16 protein-coding genes and 1 pseudogene are annotated in these 15,080 nt (G+C 64.9%); 7 read left to right on the top strand and 10 right to left on the bottom strand.

Going from position 1 to position 15,080, the window contains the following annotated elements; translation table 11 throughout:
- Window positions 1-220: 220 nt before the first annotated feature.
- Genes HU720_RS11595 through HU720_RS11575 form a run of 5 tightly spaced genes read right to left on the bottom strand, consistent with a single transcriptional unit; the run spans window position 221 to window position 3,941 of the window.
- A complete protein-coding gene (locus HU720_RS11595; RefSeq protein ID WP_186520066.1) occupies window positions 221-1,192 on the bottom strand; it encodes a FecR family protein in 972 nt (323 codons plus the stop codon).
- Entirely contained in the window at window positions 1,189-1,740 is a 552-nt protein-coding gene (locus tag HU720_RS11590) for a sigma-70 family RNA polymerase sigma factor (RefSeq protein WP_186520065.1), read from the bottom strand. The genes HU720_RS11595 and HU720_RS11590 overlap by 4 nt, the downstream gene beginning before the upstream one ends.
- A gap of 4 nt (window positions 1,741-1,744) precedes the next feature.
- The gene (locus HU720_RS11585; protein ID WP_186520064.1) at window positions 1,745-2,071 is read right to left on the bottom strand and encodes a DUF3325 domain-containing protein; all 327 of its coding nucleotides are present in this window, start codon (window positions 2,069-2,071) and stop codon (window positions 1,745-1,747) included.
- Window positions 2,071-3,639, bottom strand: coding sequence for a PepSY-associated TM helix domain-containing protein (locus tag HU720_RS11580; protein WP_186520063.1), 1,569 nt, complete (start codon window positions 3,637-3,639; stop codon window positions 2,071-2,073). The genes HU720_RS11585 and HU720_RS11580 overlap by 1 nt, the downstream gene beginning before the upstream one ends.
- Window positions 3,636-3,941, bottom strand: a complete 306-nt coding sequence (locus HU720_RS11575) for a DUF3649 domain-containing protein (protein WP_186520062.1) — start codon at window positions 3,939-3,941, stop codon at window positions 3,636-3,638. The genes HU720_RS11580 and HU720_RS11575 overlap by 4 nt, the downstream gene beginning before the upstream one ends.
- Before the next feature lie 158 nt (window positions 3,942-4,099).
- On the opposite strand from HU720_RS11575, the gene HU720_RS11570 reads away from it, so the two are divergent.
- The 5 genes and pseudogenes from HU720_RS11570 (at window position 4,100) to HU720_RS11550 (ending at window position 8,881) form a co-directional block, all read left to right on the top strand.
- Window positions 4,100-4,594, top strand: coding sequence for a sigma-70 family RNA polymerase sigma factor (locus tag HU720_RS11570; protein WP_186520061.1), 495 nt, complete (start codon window positions 4,100-4,102; stop codon window positions 4,592-4,594).
- The gene (locus tag HU720_RS11565) at window positions 4,591-5,514 is read left to right on the top strand and encodes a FecR domain-containing protein (RefSeq protein WP_186520060.1); all 924 of its coding nucleotides are present in this window, start codon (window positions 4,591-4,593) and stop codon (window positions 5,512-5,514) included. The genes HU720_RS11570 and HU720_RS11565 overlap by 4 nt, the downstream gene beginning before the upstream one ends.
- A 77-nt stretch (window positions 5,515-5,591) precedes the next feature.
- Window positions 5,592-7,922: pseudogene (fecA, locus tag HU720_RS11560) on the top strand (TonB-dependent Fe(3+) dicitrate receptor FecA); the annotation flags it as partial.
- Between the two features lie 179 nt (window positions 7,923-8,101).
- Window positions 8,102-8,449 carry an HPF/RaiA family ribosome-associated protein gene (locus HU720_RS11555; protein ID WP_186520058.1) on the top strand — a complete coding sequence of 116 codons (348 nt, stop codon included), beginning with the start codon at window positions 8,102-8,104 and terminating at the stop codon, window positions 8,447-8,449.
- Between the two features lie 132 nt (window positions 8,450-8,581).
- Window positions 8,582-8,881 carry a DUF3509 domain-containing protein gene (locus HU720_RS11550; RefSeq protein ID WP_186520057.1) on the top strand — a complete coding sequence of 100 codons (300 nt, stop codon included), beginning with the start codon at window positions 8,582-8,584 and terminating at the stop codon, window positions 8,879-8,881.
- Between the two features lie 3 nt (window positions 8,882-8,884).
- On the opposite strand, the gene HU720_RS11545 is transcribed toward HU720_RS11550, so the two are convergent.
- Window positions 8,885-9,355: a phosphate-starvation-inducible PsiE family protein gene (locus tag HU720_RS11545; RefSeq protein WP_186520056.1), complete on the bottom strand. Its 471-nt coding sequence runs from the start codon at window positions 9,353-9,355 to the stop codon at window positions 8,885-8,887.
- Between the two features lie 240 nt (window positions 9,356-9,595).
- Here HU720_RS11545 and HU720_RS11540 point away from each other — a divergent pair, with 240 nt between their 5' ends.
- Complete coding sequence (locus HU720_RS11540; protein ID WP_186520055.1) at window positions 9,596-9,859, top strand: YebG family protein; 264 nt, start codon at window positions 9,596-9,598, stop codon at window positions 9,857-9,859.
- 6 nt (window positions 9,860-9,865) lie between these two features.
- Here the strand turns inward: HU720_RS11540 and HU720_RS11535 are convergent, their stop codons facing one another.
- A complete protein-coding gene (locus HU720_RS11535) occupies window positions 9,866-10,885 on the bottom strand; it encodes a Glu/Leu/Phe/Val dehydrogenase family protein (protein ID WP_186520054.1) in 1,020 nt (339 codons plus the stop codon).
- Window positions 10,886-11,007: 122 nt separating this feature from the next.
- Here HU720_RS11535 and HU720_RS11530 point away from each other — a divergent pair, with 122 nt between their 5' ends.
- On the top strand, window positions 11,008-11,814 hold the full coding sequence (locus tag HU720_RS11530) for a tetratricopeptide repeat protein (protein WP_186520053.1): 807 nt from the start codon (window positions 11,008-11,010) through the stop codon (window positions 11,812-11,814).
- Here HU720_RS11530 and maiA read toward each other — a convergent pair.
- From maiA to hmgA, 3 genes are read right to left on the bottom strand one after another with little or no spacing between them, the layout of a single operon-like run.
- Window positions 11,808-12,440: a maleylacetoacetate isomerase gene (gene maiA, locus HU720_RS11525; RefSeq protein WP_186520052.1), complete on the bottom strand. Its 633-nt coding sequence runs from the start codon at window positions 12,438-12,440 to the stop codon at window positions 11,808-11,810. The genes HU720_RS11530 and maiA overlap by 7 nt on opposite strands.
- A 12-nt stretch (window positions 12,441-12,452) precedes the next feature.
- Complete coding sequence (fahA, locus tag HU720_RS11520) at window positions 12,453-13,745, bottom strand: fumarylacetoacetase (protein WP_186520051.1); 1,293 nt, start codon at window positions 13,743-13,745, stop codon at window positions 12,453-12,455.
- A 3-nt stretch (window positions 13,746-13,748) separates the two neighbouring features.
- A complete protein-coding gene (hmgA, locus tag HU720_RS11515) occupies window positions 13,749-15,050 on the bottom strand; it encodes a homogentisate 1,2-dioxygenase (protein ID WP_186520050.1) in 1,302 nt (433 codons plus the stop codon).
- Between the last annotated feature and the right edge of the window lie 30 nt (window positions 15,051-15,080).

The following is a 15,080-nucleotide window of genomic DNA, read 5'->3' as shown; positions in this document are numbered from 1 at the left end:
CGCACTTTCACTCACTACACGGATGCCGTTGGCGGATACCTCACCGGCTTTTTGATTTTTTTGCAGGCTGACACCAGCAACGTAGCCCTGTAGGAGCGGCCTTGTGTCGCGAAAGGGCTGCGTAGCGGCCCCGGCGATTTTGCATGAAGCCGAGATATTGGGGCCGCTGCGCGCCCCTTTCGCGACACAAGGCCGCTCCTACACAAAGCCGCAGGCTGGCTCAGCGCAGCACGGTCAACCGGCCAAGCAGGGTATGCCGGGAAAAACCCAGCACCTGGCCCAACGAGTCCAGGGCCTGCATCGGTTCGCCCGCCGGGAAGCTGCCGCTGACTGTGCGCTGTGCCAATTCATCATCAAGCAACACAATGCGCCCCGGGTAATAGCGCCGCAGGTCTTCGACCACCTGCCCCAAGGGCACCTGGTAATAATTCAGCCAGCCTTGCCGCCAGGCCAATTGGCCTTCGCTGTCGACCTTGCCCACCGGCCCTGCAACACCAGCTGCGTAACGCACCTGCTGGTCAGCCGTCAGCAGCGCCGCTTGCGCGCCCGGATGCGGGGTCACCGCCACCCGCCCGCTACGCACCGTCACCTGGGCGCCGTCACCGTGCTCGCGCACCTCGAACTGGGTACCCAACACGCGCACCTCACCCGCATTGGCCTGCACCACGAACGGCTCACCGGTGTGACTCACCTGAAAGAACACAGCCCCGCGCAACAAAGTGACGCGCCGCTCGCCGTGGTCGAAATCCACAGCGACCGCGCTGCCGGCATCCAGGGTCAGTTGCGACTGATCGGCCAGGGTCACCTGGCGCACCTGCTCGGCGCTGGTGTAATCGGCGCGCAGGTCCTGCAGCCAGAACTGCGGCTGCCAGCCTGCCGCGCTGCCAAGCCCCAGTACCAGGCACGCCGCTACCGCAATACGCGGCCACTGGCGGGTGCGCGGTGGGCGGCGCATGGCGTCGAGGTAATGCTGCAGATCGGCCTGCTGCTCGGCGGCCAGCCGGGCGGCCGGGGCTTGGGTCTGCTGCCACAGCTGTTCGGCCTCGGCATAGGCCTGCCGATGGGCCGGGTGCTGCAACAGCCAACGCTTGAACGCCGCGCTTTCGGCCTGCCCCGGCTGCTGGCGATTGCGCCCCAGCCAGCGCAACGCCGCTTGCGACTGTTCGGCGGTGATCGGCGTTTCCAGGCTCATCGACGGGCGCTCCCAGGCAGGCGGGGTGAGCGGGCGGGTTCGGCGACGCTGGCCTTGCACGCTTCAAGGGCGCGCATCATATGCTTTTCTACGGCGCTCTGGGACAGCTGCATGGCCTTGGCGATTTCGCCATAGGTGCAACCATGGATGCGGTTGAGCAAAAAGATCTGCTGGGTGCGTTCGGGCAAGGCGCGCAAGGCGGCCTCAATGCACTGCAGGTCGTGGTCGACCTCCAGCGCCTGCTCGGGTGCCTGCGCTGCGGGTTCGTCGTCATGGTGCAACAGGCCTTCGGTAACCCGGTCGCGCGCGCCTTCGCTGCGCAGGTAGTCGATGGCCAGGTTGCTGGCGCTGCGCAACAGGTAGGTATCGAGGGCTTCGACCTTGACGTCGGGGCGCCGCCAAAAGCGCAGGAACAAGTCCTGCACCAGATCCGAGGCAGTGGCGCGGCAGCCGATGCGCCGGTTGACCAGCGCCTCCATGCGCGCGCGCTGGGCGGTAAATACCTCGACAAACCGCGCCCGGCCGCTGTCGTGCAAAGGGTCGCTCATGTTGTCATAGCGCAAGCACGGCCAGCAGCGGCCCGAGTACACAGCTGGCCGCAGCCGCCGCGAGCAACAGCCGTGGCTGGTAAGGCAGGCCGAACACCCACAAGGTGACGCCGGCCATCAATACCGCAACCCACTCCACCAGCCCCAACGCCAGCCCGCGCACCTGCACAGCCAGCAGCAGCGACACCAGCAGCAACGCCCAGCCAGCCACGCGCAGGGCCTTGCGCTGAACGGCCGTGGGCTTGCGTTTGAGCAGTTCGTTGAAGTGTTTTTCCATGGCCAGGCACAGGCTGGCAAACCCGGCAAAACCGATCAGGGCGAAGGCCAGCATCACTGCGCCTCCAGGGCTGTGCGCTTGTCACCTTTTGCGGCGCGTTTGGCCACCACCTTGGGTGCACGCAGCATCTTGCCCGCCGCCCAGGCGAGGAACAGACCGGTGCCCAGCGCCGTAAGGTCGAACCCGGCCATGGCCCAGTCGCCCACGGCGAGCGAATGGTTGAGGCCCTGCCCGGTGGTCAGTGCATTGAGCAGCGGCAACAGGCCAAAGGCCAAGGCGCCCAGCGCCAGTTGCTCGCCCCAGGCTCGGCGGCCCGGGCGCAACGCGGCATGCAGCAAAGCCAGCGCCCACAGCGTGAAGAAGCTGTCGATTTCCCAGCCGTCGCGGCCTTCGAGCGCAGGCGGCAGCAGCCGGTTGGCCCAGAAGAACGCCGCCACACCCAGCAACAGGCCGCTCATGCTGGCGATGTTGAGCACCTCGACCAGGCGCAACTCACCGGGCATGTGCGCGCTCTTGGCATGCTTGAGCTGGCGCTTGCCCAGCCACATCACCAGGCCCGTGCCGATCACCGCCGTGCCGGCAATGCCAAACACGAAGTACAACCAACGCAGCCCAGGGCCTGCAAAATTGCCCATGTGCAGGCCGACGAAAGTGAACGCGGTCATCATCGCCGCGCTTTCCGGCGCGCCTTGGGTCAGCAGCGCGCCACTGGTGCCGTCGAACGTCCAGTTGGCGCTGCGCTTGTAGGCGACGCTGTCGGCTGCGGCGCGCGCCAGGCTCACCCGCGCATTGCGATCACCAGGGTTGTGCACCTGGATGAAACCCATGCGCGCGCCGGGGGCCTGCTGCTGGACCTTGGCGTACAACTGCGGCAAAGGCACCAGTGGCACCCGCTCGCCAGCCGCCTCGGGCACTTCGTCACGGCCAAACAGTTCATCGAAATAGCCGCCGCTGTTGCCGTAGCTGGCAAGGATGCCGGCCGGCATCACCATGTACATGAAGATCACCAGGCTGCTGTAGCTGATCATCAGGTGGAACGGCAGCGCCAGCACGCCGATGGCGTTATGCCCATCAAGCCAGGAGCGCTGGCCCTTGCCGGGGCGGAAGGTGAAGAACTCTTTGAAGATTTTCTTGTGGGTAATGATGCCGGTGACCAGCCCCAGCAGCATGACGAACGCGCAGCAACTGGCCAGCCAGCGGCCCCACGGATAGGGCATCTGCAGCTCGAAATGGAAGCGGTAGAAAAAGTCGCCACCCCGGCTTTCACGGGCCTGCACCTCGGCGCCGCTGGCAGCATCCAGCTCTTTACGCACAAAACCGCGCCGGCCTTGCCCCTGAGGGTCGCGCCAACCGACGCTAAGGGCCGGTTCACGCTCGCTGGGCAGGCGGATCAGCCAGTTGCTGGAAGTGCCGGCATTGGCCTCAAGGTAGCGCTGGGCCATGGCCAGGCTGCGCTCGGCATCGAGCGGGTGGCTATGCACTTCAGGCTTGGCCCAGTGGCTGATTTCTTCCTTGAAGTAGGCAAGCGTGCCGGTGAGGAAGATGGCAAACAGCAGCCAGCCGAAGATCAAGCCCGTCCAGGTGTGCAGCCATGCCATGGCTTGGCGAAAGCCCTCTTTCATGGGGTTTTCATCCAGTAGACCAGCCCGTTGACCAGCCCCAGCGCCAGGCTTGGCAGCAACACCCCGGCCCAGGCGCGCCAGGCATTGCTACAGGCAAAGCACCAGATGAACGCCAGCAGCAGAAACACGAACGACAGCAGCATGCCGGTCAGCGCAGCGTCGACCTGGGCCATGGGCAGCAGCAGCGCACCGCTGACACTGACCTGCGCGGCCAGCACATAGCCACCGACACAGGCGGCAAGGCAGCGCGAGGCCACGGCCAGGCGATAGCTCAAGGGAAGTCCGGCGGCTTTGCGGTTCATCGCGGGGGTCCGGGTAAAGGGGCATCAATAATAATGATTTCAATTCTCATAAGCAAAGCCCGGCGATGAACGCGGGGGTAGCGGACAGCCTGAGACGACGAATATAATGCGAACAATTCTTACTTCCAGTTGCGCCAGCAGGCGCCGGAGTTTCCTCGGTGTCCAGCGCCCTGACCTCTACCGTTGAAGGCCTCTACCTTGCGCACCACAGCTGGCTGACCGGCTGGCTCAAGCGCCGCCTGGGCTGCCCGCACAGCGCGGCAGACCTGGCGCAGGACACCTATGTGCGCCTGCTGCAAGCGCGTGAAGCGCCGCAACTGGTCGAGCCACGCGCGTTCCTTACCACCGTCGCCAAGCGCGTGCTGTGCAACCACTTTCGCCGCCAGGAGCTGGAGCGTGCCTACCTTGAGGCACTGGCGCAGGTGCCCGAGCACGTGGCGCCGAGCGAAGAAGACAAAGCGCTGATCTTCGAAACCCTGCTGGAGCTGGACCGCCTGCTCGATGGCCTGGCGCCGCTGGTCAAGCGGGCCTTCCTGCTGGCCCAGGTCGATGGCTTGGGCCAGGGCGAGATCGCCCGCGAGCTGGGCATTTCGCTGGCCACCGTCAAGCGCTACCTGCACAAGGCAGCGCTGCGCTGCTACTTCGCCCTGTGAACACCCCATTTTCGCCCCAAGTGGCGCAACAGGCGGTGCACTGGCTGCTGGAATCCCAGGACGAAAGCTTCGACCAGCAACAGGCGCTGGAACACTGGCTGCATGCCGACAGCGAGCACCAACGCGCCTGGGCGCACATTCAGCAGGTCAATGGCCGCCTGCGCGGGGTGGCTTCGCCGGTGGTGCACGCCACCTTGCAGGCCCCGCCCTCCCCGGCCCGGCGCCGTGCGCTCAAGGCGCTGTTGCTGGTGGGAGTGGCCAGTGCCACCGGCCTTGGCCTGCAGCAGCACAACCCGTTGCCGGGGCTGATGGCGGACTACCGCAGCCCAGTCGGGCAGCGCCGCCGCCTGGCCCTGGACGACGGCAGCCAGCTGCACCTGAACACCCGCAGCGCAGCCGATGTGCGCTTCGACGGCCAGCAGCGGCTGGTGCGGCTCAAAGAGGGCGAACTGCTGCTCGAAGCGGCCAACGACCCACGGCCATTGCGTTTGCAAACAGCCCAGGGCGAGCTGCAAGTGCAGAGCGGCCGGGTCAACGTGCGCCAGTTCGACGGGTTCAGCCTGGTCTCGGTCTTCAGCGGCAGTGCACAGGTGGCCGGGCGGTCGCTGCTGGCGGGGCATCAGGCGCGCTTCGCCACCGGCAGCTGGCAGGCCATCGCACCGCTGGACCCGAACCGCGCTGCGTGGGTGGACGGCATGCTGGTGGTGGCGCAGATGCGCCTGGGCGACTTCATTGCCGAGCTTTCGCGCTATCGGCTGGGGCAACTGGGGTGCAGTGAGCAGGTGGCTGACTTGCGCATTTCCGGGTCCTACCCGCTTGCCGACAGCGAGCGGATTCTGGCCATGCTCGAAGTGGCGCTGCCGGTGAAGGTGCGCAGGTTTACTCGCTACTGGGTGTCGGTCGAAGCGGCTACCGGGTGAGCGTTGATCGCCGCCGAAAAAATAATTTCATAACCCTGAGCCATTTTCCGAACCTTGCGTGACAGAGAAGGCAGAACCCCTTCTCACAGGACCTTCGTCACATGTACCTGCGCCCTCCGGCCTACGCCCTGTTGCTCGTTGCCCCCTTCGCCCTGGCTGGCGAAACCCGCGACTACCACATCGCCCCCGGCAACCTCGAACAAGCCCTCAACCAGTTCGGCCGCCAGAGCGGCGCGCTGATCTCGTTCGGCTCTGCCGTGACCCAAGGCTTGAGCAGCCCAGGCCTGGAAGGCCGTTTCGACACCGCCCAAGGCCTGGATGCGCTGCTGCGCGGCAGCGGCTTGCAGGCGCGCCAGGAGGCTGACAACGCCTACACCCTGCAACCGCTGCCAACCCCGGCAGCCGGTGCGCCGGTCGAGCTGGGCGCGTCCACCGTGGTCGGCGACTGGCTGGCCGATGCCCGCCAGGACAACGTCTTCGAACACCCCGGCGCCCGCGATGTGGTGCGCCGCGAGGCATTCGAACGCAGCGGCGCCACCACGGCGCGTGAAGTGCTCAACCGCATACCCGGCGTCAACGCGCCAGAAAACAGCGGCACCGGCAGCCATGACCTGGCGCTGAACTTCGGCATTCGCGGCCTCAACCCGCGCCTGGCCTCGCGCTCCACCGTGCTGATGGACGGCATCCCGGTGCCGTTCGCCCCCTACGGCCAGCCGCAACTGTCGCTGGCGCCGCTGAGCATGGGCAACATGGATGCCGTGGATGTGGTGCGCGGCGGCGGCGCCGTGCGCTACGGGCCGCAGAACGTCGGCGGCATCGTCAACTTCGTCACCCGCGCCATCCCCGAAGAGGCGACGTTCAAGGCGGCGATGCAAAACCAGATCAGCCCCTCGTCGAGCCACGACGGGTTCAAGAACAGCGCCAACCTGCTGGTCGGTGGCACCAACGACAACGGCCTGGGCGGCGCCCTGTTGTATTCGGGCACGCGCGGCGGCGACTGGCGCGAGCACAGCGACACACAAATCGACGACCTGATGCTCAAGGGCAAGCTGCAGCTCGATGAAGCCAACAGCCTGCACGCCATGGCGCAGTATTACGAAGGCGAAGCGCAGATGCCGGGCGGCCTCAGCAGCGCCGACTACGATGCCGACCCGTACCAGTCGACGCGCCTGAAGGACAAGTTCTGGGGGCGCCGCACCTTGTTCAACGTCGGCTACGACTACAAGCAGGACGACCGCCAGTTCAGCGTCAACAGCTTCTACACCAACACCCTGCGCAGCGGTTACCTGGAACAGGTCGGGTTCGTCTCGCTGTCGCCACGCGAGTACTGGGTGCGCGGCATCGAAACGCGCTTCTCGCAGGGCCTGGCGCTGGGCGATAGCTGGCATGAACTGGGCATCGGCTACCGCTACGTCAACGAGGCCGGCCACGAACTGCGCTACCGCGAAAACACCAACGCCAACGTGCTGCCCACCACCGACAGCCGCAACGACCGCGACACCCGCGGCCACACCGAAGCCCACGCCATCTACCTGGATGACCGCATCGACATCGGCCGCTGGACCATCACCCCGGGCGTGCGCTACGAGATGATCGACTCCGAGCAGACCAACGAACTCAACGGCCGTCGCTACCAGGGCAGTTACAACACTGCGCTGCCGGCGCTGAACGTGATGTATCACCTCACCGACAACTGGAACCTGTACGCCAACACCGAAGGCTCGTTCGGCAGCGTGCAGTACAGCCAGATGCCCAACCGGGTGACTGGCGGTGCAGTAAAACCGGAAAAGGCACGCACCTGGGAAGTTGGCACGCGCTACGACAATGGCGACCTGCAAGCGGAGATCGGCGCGTTTTTGATTAATTTCGACAACCAGTACGAAAGCAACCAGAGCAACGACAGTGTCATCGCCCGTGGCGAGACGCGCCACCAGGGCATCGAAACCAGCCTGCGTTACGCCCTGGACAGCCTGAGCCCGGCGCTGAGCGGCTTCGATGTGCATGCAAGCTACGCCTTTGTGGATGCGACTATCCGCGAAGATGGCCCGAACAGAGGCAATCAGGTGCCGTTCTCCTCGCGCCACAAAGGCACGGTGGGCGTCGGTTACAGCGACGGGCCATGGCAGTTGGACCTGGACAGCAGCTTCCAGAGCAGCCAGTACGCCGACAACGCCAATACCGGCAGCGAGAGCGCCGACGGCAGCACCGGGCGCATCCCCGGCTACATGCTGGTGAGCACCCGCGCAGGCTACGATTTTGGCCCGCAGCTGTCGGACCTGAAGGTAGCCGTGGGGGTGAAGAACCTGTTCAACCGCCAGTACTACACCCGCTCGTTCGACGATAACAACAAGGGCAAATACGTCGGTGAGCCGCGCACCTTGTACGTGCAAACGTCGGTGGCGTTCTGACCGACTGCCGGGTGCGTGAGGCGCGCCCGGCAAAACCCCAAATACATATTATTTTTCAAATAGGGGCTTGAATTCGTTCTCCACTTGCCTGACCTTAGAGTCAAGAGGCGCACAAAGACCAACGCCCTCAGTGGCTTGGCGGCACCTTCTGCGAGCAAAGCTGAATAAGGATTGAAGTCATGCAAATCCAGGTCAACAGCAGCAACCAGATCCAGGGCAACGTCCGCTTGAACGATTGGGTGCGTACCACCCTGCAAAGCAACCTCGAACGTTACGAGGATGACCTTACCCGCATCGAAGTCCACTTGCGCGACGACAACGGCGCCAAGCCTGGCACCCATGACAAACGCTGCCAAATGGAGGCTCGCCCCAAAGGCCACTCGCCAATTTCGGTTACCCACACTGCAGGGTCGCTAGACCAGGCGGTAGACGGCGCCGCCAGCAAGCTCAACCACGCGCTGGAACACTTCTACGGCAAGCTGCGCAGCAAGCGCGGGGTGCTGGAGCTAAGCGACCCAGACGCCTGATCAAGCTTCTTGAACTACTGACACAACGCCCGGCCTTGCGCCGGGCGTTTTCGTTTGCCGCGATCAACGGGGCTGAACCAACCCCGCCCAGGCCCGGTCAATTTCTGCAGTCATTCATTGCAGACCTTGACCATGAACAACCCATTCGACCAAATCAGTGCTGCCTTCACACCCGAGTACCGGGTCAACCTGAGCATCGAACGCCTGGACGGCAGCATCATGCTGACCCTCTCCGACGACAGCGGCGTGGTCGCCAAGCGCCTGATCAGCAAAGAGCAACGCAACGACCCGGTGCGCCTGCAGCGGGTTATCGACAGCATCCGCCTGGGCTTGGCCATCGAGCTTGGGCAGAACCCGCTGGAAGTGCTCGCCGCACTGACCGGCGAGCACCGTCGCAGCACACCTTTCCCCGCTGCGGGTCTTGCCAACTGAGGCCTACTTGCCCTCGTCGACTTCCGTACCGTTGGCATCCAGCACCCGCGTGGATGGATAACGGTAAGAGGCGTAGCGCACCACCAGGATGGAAAACGCCAACAGCAGGATGCCGCCGCATACATACAGCAGCCCGGCATCCGGCGCCTTGTGGTGCGACACATCGCCGATCAGCAGGCGCGTCAGCGCGGTGATGGCGACGTAGAGCAGGAAGCGGATGGGCATGTGGTTGGTCTTGAAATAGATCCCCACCATCGCCCCCAGCTCCAGGTAGATGAACAGCAGCAGGATATCGTCCACGCTGATCCCGCCCTTGCCCAGCATGTCGATGAAGGTCACCACCGCCGCATAGGCGGTGATTGCGCCGATGCCGAACAACGCCAGGTAGTGGAACGCTTCCACACACAGGTTGCCCAGCGAATCTGCCGAGCCGTGCAGGCCCTTGCGCAGCTTGTCTGCCCATTTGATGTTCACGATGTTCGATTCCCCGATACGACAGAAGGATGATGGATGGCGTGCATGACGTTTTTGCCATGCAGTTAAAGGGCCATACACCCTGTCTTGGAAGGTGGCCGATTGCCGCAGGGCACCTTTGCGCTACGCTGTTTTTCTGTGCAAAAGGCCATCACTCGGGTTGCGCAACGGGGGCCTGTCGATGTACTGTATGCCTATACAGTAAAAATCCAACCAAGCTAAAAGGCACAGAGGTGATGAATGGCCGTCGAAGTGGTATACCGCAGCAGCCGCGACCCGGAGCGCTTGTTCATGGATAAGGCCGAAGCAGATCGTCACGACAAGATGCTCGAACTGGCCGAGCGCCTGGCAGAAGTGCTGCAAAAAGCGGTGCCTTCGCTGAGCGAGAAGCAGGTCGAAGAAGCCGGCATCTACATGGCCAAAAACCGCGATGTCTTTGCCCGCGCGTTCAAGAGCCAACCAGATGCACTGGCCGAATTGCTCGAAGGTGAAGCGGCGCAGTAATTGCCGTCAACCGTAGAGCAACCGCTCTGCGAGCGTTTGCGCCACCCGCGCCGGTGAGCGCTTTTCAGCTTGGGCGTGGGCGAACACCTCGGTGAGCCGGCTGGCAATGCCCGCCAGGTGCGCGGTAATGGTGCCGTGGTCGGCGCCACGGTGGGTCAGCGCAACATAGATCAACCCACCGGCGTTGATCACATAATCCGGTGCGTACAAAATGCCGCGTCGCTCCAATTGGTCGGCCACCTGCAAATGGGTCAACTGGTAATTGGCCGAGCCGGCAACTGCCGCACAGCGCAGTTGCATCACCGATTGCCCATTGAGCACCGGCCCAACCCCGCAGGGCGCGAAGATATCGCACGGGGTGCTGGCCAGCGCCTCATGGGCAAAAGGCTTGGCGTTCAATTGCTCCACTGCAACGCGTACCTTGCCCTGATCCAAGTCACTGACCAACAACTCGGCACCCGCCGCATGCAGCTGTTCGGCCAGCGCATAGCCCACATTGCCCAACCCCTGCACCGCCACCCGTAACCCCTCCAGGTTATCGCTGCCGAAGCGAGCCATCGCGGTTGCGCGAATGCCGGCAAAGACCCCCATGGCCGCATGCGGCGAGGGGTCGCCGGATGCCGTTGTGCTGGTGACGTGCTGCGTCGACTGGGCGATGCAGTCCATGTCCAGAGTCGAGGTGCCGCTGTCCACGGCGATGATGAAACGCCCCTGCAAGCTATCGACAAAGCGCCCAAAGGCTTCGAACAGCGCGGCGCGGTTTTCGACATGGGCGTTGCGCACGATCACCGCCTTGCCCCCGCCCAGCGCCAGCCCGGCCAGCGCAGCCTTGTAGCTCATGCCCTGAGCCAGGTGGATGGCATCGGCGATGGCGCTTTCGTCGTCGGCGTACGGCAGGTAGCGACAGCCGCCCAAGGCTGGCCCCAGTTGTTCACTGTGGATAACCACCACTGCCTTCAACCCGGTGGGCGGGTCGGTGAACAGGTGCAGTGACTGGGTGCGAGTGCTTTGCATTAGGGCAAACATCGACGGGCTCCCCGGCAGGTGCATTTAGCAGTATAGGCAGCCGGCCAATGCCCAGGTGACGGCCGGACCACTGGACGAAAGGCTGCGCCAGCGCTACAAGTACAGGCGTGACGGAGACTTCTATGAACCCACGCCAAGCTTGCCTGGCCTGCCTGGAACGCGAGCCGGTCGCCCTGCTGGAAGCTACCTTGTGGCTGGCCACCGAACATGACCGCAGCGTCGACCCTGCCGCGTGCCTGGGCCAGGTGCACAACCTGCAACGTGAGGTGAGCAAGCGCCTGCCGATGTTGCCGTTGGGCGAACTGGCCCAGCCGCTGCTGCGTGAGCTGAACAGCCAAGGGTTTGCCCAGGACGAATACCACCCGCTGCGCCCGCAAGCCGCGCTGATGGACAAGGTGCTGCAACGCCGTCGCGGCCAGCCGCTGCTGCTGGCCATCATCGCCCTTGAACTGGCCCAGCGGTTGTCGATCCCGTTGGAGGGGGTGAACTTCCCCGGCCATTTTCTGCTGCGCGTACCCGGCGCCGATCACCTGCTCGACCCCTGCGGTGGCCGCCGCCTGTACCCTGCCGATTGCCGCGAACTGCTGGCGCGCCAGTACGGCCCGCAAATGCCACTGAATGCCGAGCATATGCGCAGCGCCACACCGCGGCAGATGCTGCAACGGCTGTCGCGCAACCTGCGCCAACTGCACATCAGCAACGACAACGCCATGGCTGCGCTGGTGGACGCAGAACGGGTGATGCTGCTGGGCCCGGCGCAGGTCAACGACTACCTCAGCCGCGCCAACCTGTACCAGCAACTGGAATGCCCCCAGGCCGAACGCTTCGACCTGGAGCACGCGCTGCTGCTGACCGACGACCCCGTGCAGCGCCTCAAACTCAGCGAACGCCTGGCCCAGCTACCCTCGGGCAAGCGTTCGATTCACTGAGCTGGGGTGTCTGGCTGGCAGGAAGGATGGGCCTGGGCAAAGGCTGGGTGCTGCGCGGCCAGCGCCGCCACACGGCGAATGCGCGGGTAGTGGCTCAAGTCGATGTTGAAGCGCTCGGCGGCATAAAGCTGCGGGATCAGGTACACATCGGCCAGCCCCGGCGCCTCGCCAAAACAGTAGCCGCCATCGCCGATAAACTGCTCCACCGCCGCCAGGCCCTGGCCGATCCAGTGGCTGATCCACTGGCTCACCTGCGCCTCGTCATGCCCCAGTTGGCGCAGCTGGTTGAGCACACTGACGTTGTGCAATGGGTGAACATCGCAGCCGATAATTGCCGCCACAGCGCGCACCCTGGCCCGCATCTCGCAGCCGGCTGGCAACAGCGCGGGCTGTGGATAACGTTCTTCGAGGTACTCGATGATGGCGGGCGATTGCAGCAGCACCTCGCCGTCATCCGCCCGCAAGGCCGGCACGCGGCCCTGGGGGTTTAGTGCCAGGTACGCCGCGCTGCGCTGCTCACCCTTGAGCAGGTTGACCGGGATGGCCTGGTAACCCAGGCCCTTGAGTGCCAAAGCGATGCGTACCCGGTACGACGATGTGGAACGGTAATAGCCGAACAGCTCCATCGCCCTGCCCTCTCAGTTGGCCGCAACCACAGTACCGCGGCATTCGCCAAAGCCGATGCTGGCCACGCCCTCGCGCACGCAGCGGGCACGCAGGATGACTTCGTCGCCGTCTTCGAGGAACTTGCGCTGCTCACCGCTGGGCAGCTGCACCGGGTGTTTGCCGCCCTCGCTGATCTCCAGCAGGCTGCCGTAGGAATCCGGCGTAGGGCCGGACAGCGTGCCCGAACCGAACAGGTCGCCCGGCTGCAACGCGCAACCGTTGACACTGTGGTGGGCGATCAGCTGGGCCACGGTCCAGTACATGTTCAACGTGTTGCTCAGCGCCAGGCGGTGCGCTGGCAGGTTCTGCTCGCGCATGCGTGCGGTGCGCAGCAGCACTTCCAGTTCGATGTCGAAGGCGCCGCTGGCCTGGTCGCGGGCATCGAGCAGGTAAGGCAGCGGTTGCGGGTCACCCTCGGGGCGGGCCGGTTGCGCGCAACGGAACGGCTCCAGCGCCTCGGCGGTGACCACCCACGGCGACAGCGTGGTGATGAAACTCTTGGACAGGAACGGGCCAAGCGGCTGGTATTCCCAAGCCTGGATATCACGCGCCGACCAGTCGTTGAGCAGGCACAGGCCGGCCAGATGCTCATCGGCCTCGCCAATCGGGATGGCCTGGCCCATCGGGTTGCCCTGGCCAATCCAGATACCCAGCTCCAGCTCGTAGTCCAGGCGCGCGCAGGGGCCCAAGCTCGGCTCGGTTTGCCCGGCTGGCAACGTCTGCCCCTTGGGGCGGCGCACATCGGTGCCGGACGGGCGCAGGGTGGAGGCCCGGCCGTGGTAGCCGATCGGTACGTATTTGTAGTTGGGCAGCAGCGGGTTGTCGGGCCGGAACAGCTTGCCGACATTGGTGGCGTGCTGGATGCCGACGTAGAAGTCGGTGTAGTCACCGACCTTGGCCGGCAGATGCAGGGTGCAGTCGCTGGCAGGGTACAGCGCCGCTTGCAGCGCCCCTTGGTGCTCGCTGCCTTCTGCCAGCAAACCGAGCAGGCGCTCGCGCAGGGCCACGCGCGCCGGGCGGCCGAGGGCGAAGAATGCGTTCAGTGCACCACCCTGCATGGCCTCGACCGCCGCCTTGGCTGAACCGTTGAACAGGCCTGCGGCAAGCACGGCCTCAAGGTCGAGGATGGCGTCACCGATGGCCACGCCGCTACGCGGCGCCTGCCCTGGCCGGCTGAAGATACCCAGCGGCAGGTTCTGCAACGGGAAGTCGCGGTGCCCGTTGGCGTGCTCGACCCAGCTGCGAGCAATGGCGGTGTGGTTCATCGGTTATCTCCGGTTCGGGTTGAAGGTGCTAGGCAACGAGGCCCAGCAGCTGTCGTAGTCGGCCTGCAATTGCGCGCTTTCGAGGGCCTGCACACTTGGCCGCAGCACCTGGCTGGTCTCGAACATGAAGGCCATGGTGTTGTCGATTTTGTGCGGCGCAAGCTCGGCGGCGATGGCCTTGTCGCAGGTATCGGCGTCGGGGCCATGGGCGCTCATCACCCCGTGCAACGAAGCCCCGCCGGGCAGGAAACCCTCGGCCTTGGCGTCGTAGGCACCCTTGATCAGGCCCATGAACTCGTTCATCAGGTTGCGGTGAAACCACGGCGGACGGAAGGTGTTGTCGGCCACCATCCAGCGCGGCGGGAAGATCACGAAGTCGATGTTGGCCATGCCCGGCACGCTGGTGGGCGAGGTCAACACGGTGAAGATCGACGGGTCGGGGTGATCGAAGCTGACCGTGCCGAGGGTGTTGAAACGGCGCAGGTCGTATTTGTACGGCACGTTGCTGCCATGCCAGGCCACCACATCCAGCGGCGAATGCTGCAACTCGCACGCCCAGTGCTCGCCAAGAAACTTCTGCACCAGTTGCACCGGCCCCTGGGCCTCTTCGTAATGGGCAACCGGGGTGAGGAAATCACGGGGGTTGGCCAGGCCGTTGCTGCCAATGGGGCCCAGGTCCGGCAGGCGCAGCGGGGCGCCGTGGTTTTCGGCAAGGTAGCCGCGGGCCTGGGGGTCCAGCAGTTCAACGCGGAATTTCATGCCCCGGGGGATCACCGCAATTTCCAGCGGCTCGACCTGCAACACACCCAGCTCGGTAACGATGCGCAGCCGGCCTTGCTCAGGCACCAGCAACAGCTCGCCATCGGCGTTGAAGAACACCCGCTCCATGGAGCGGTTGGCGCGGTAGATGTACACGCTGACCCCGGCTGGCTTGTCCGCCGCCGAGTTGGCCGCCATCGGCAGCCAACCGTCGATGAAGTCGGTGGGCTCGGCGGGCATCGGCTGCGGGTTCCAGCGCAGGCGGTTGGGGTTGATTGCGCCCAGCGGTGCTGCCAGCGGCTGCTGCTCAAGGCGCTGGAAACGCGGGTGCAAGGCCGAGGGGCGGATGCGGTATAGCCAGGTGCGGCGCAGTTCGCTGCGGGCCATGGTGAAGGCGGTGCCGGACAGCAGCTCGGCGTACAGCCCATAGGGCGCCTTTTGCGGCGAGTTCTGCCCCACCGGCAGGGCGCCGGGCAGCGCTTCACTGGCGAATTCGTTGCCGAAACCGCTCAGGTACTGAAGGTCGGGGGAGGTGCTGCGGTTCATCGATGCCTCCGGGCTGCGTGAGCCTTTACG

It is taken from the genome of Pseudomonas sp. SWRI51 (genome assembly GCF_014268825.1).
GTDB classification, from domain to species: domain Bacteria; phylum Pseudomonadota; class Gammaproteobacteria; order Pseudomonadales; family Pseudomonadaceae; genus Aquipseudomonas; species Aquipseudomonas farsensis.
This window is presented reverse-complemented; position numbering and strand designations above follow the sequence as displayed.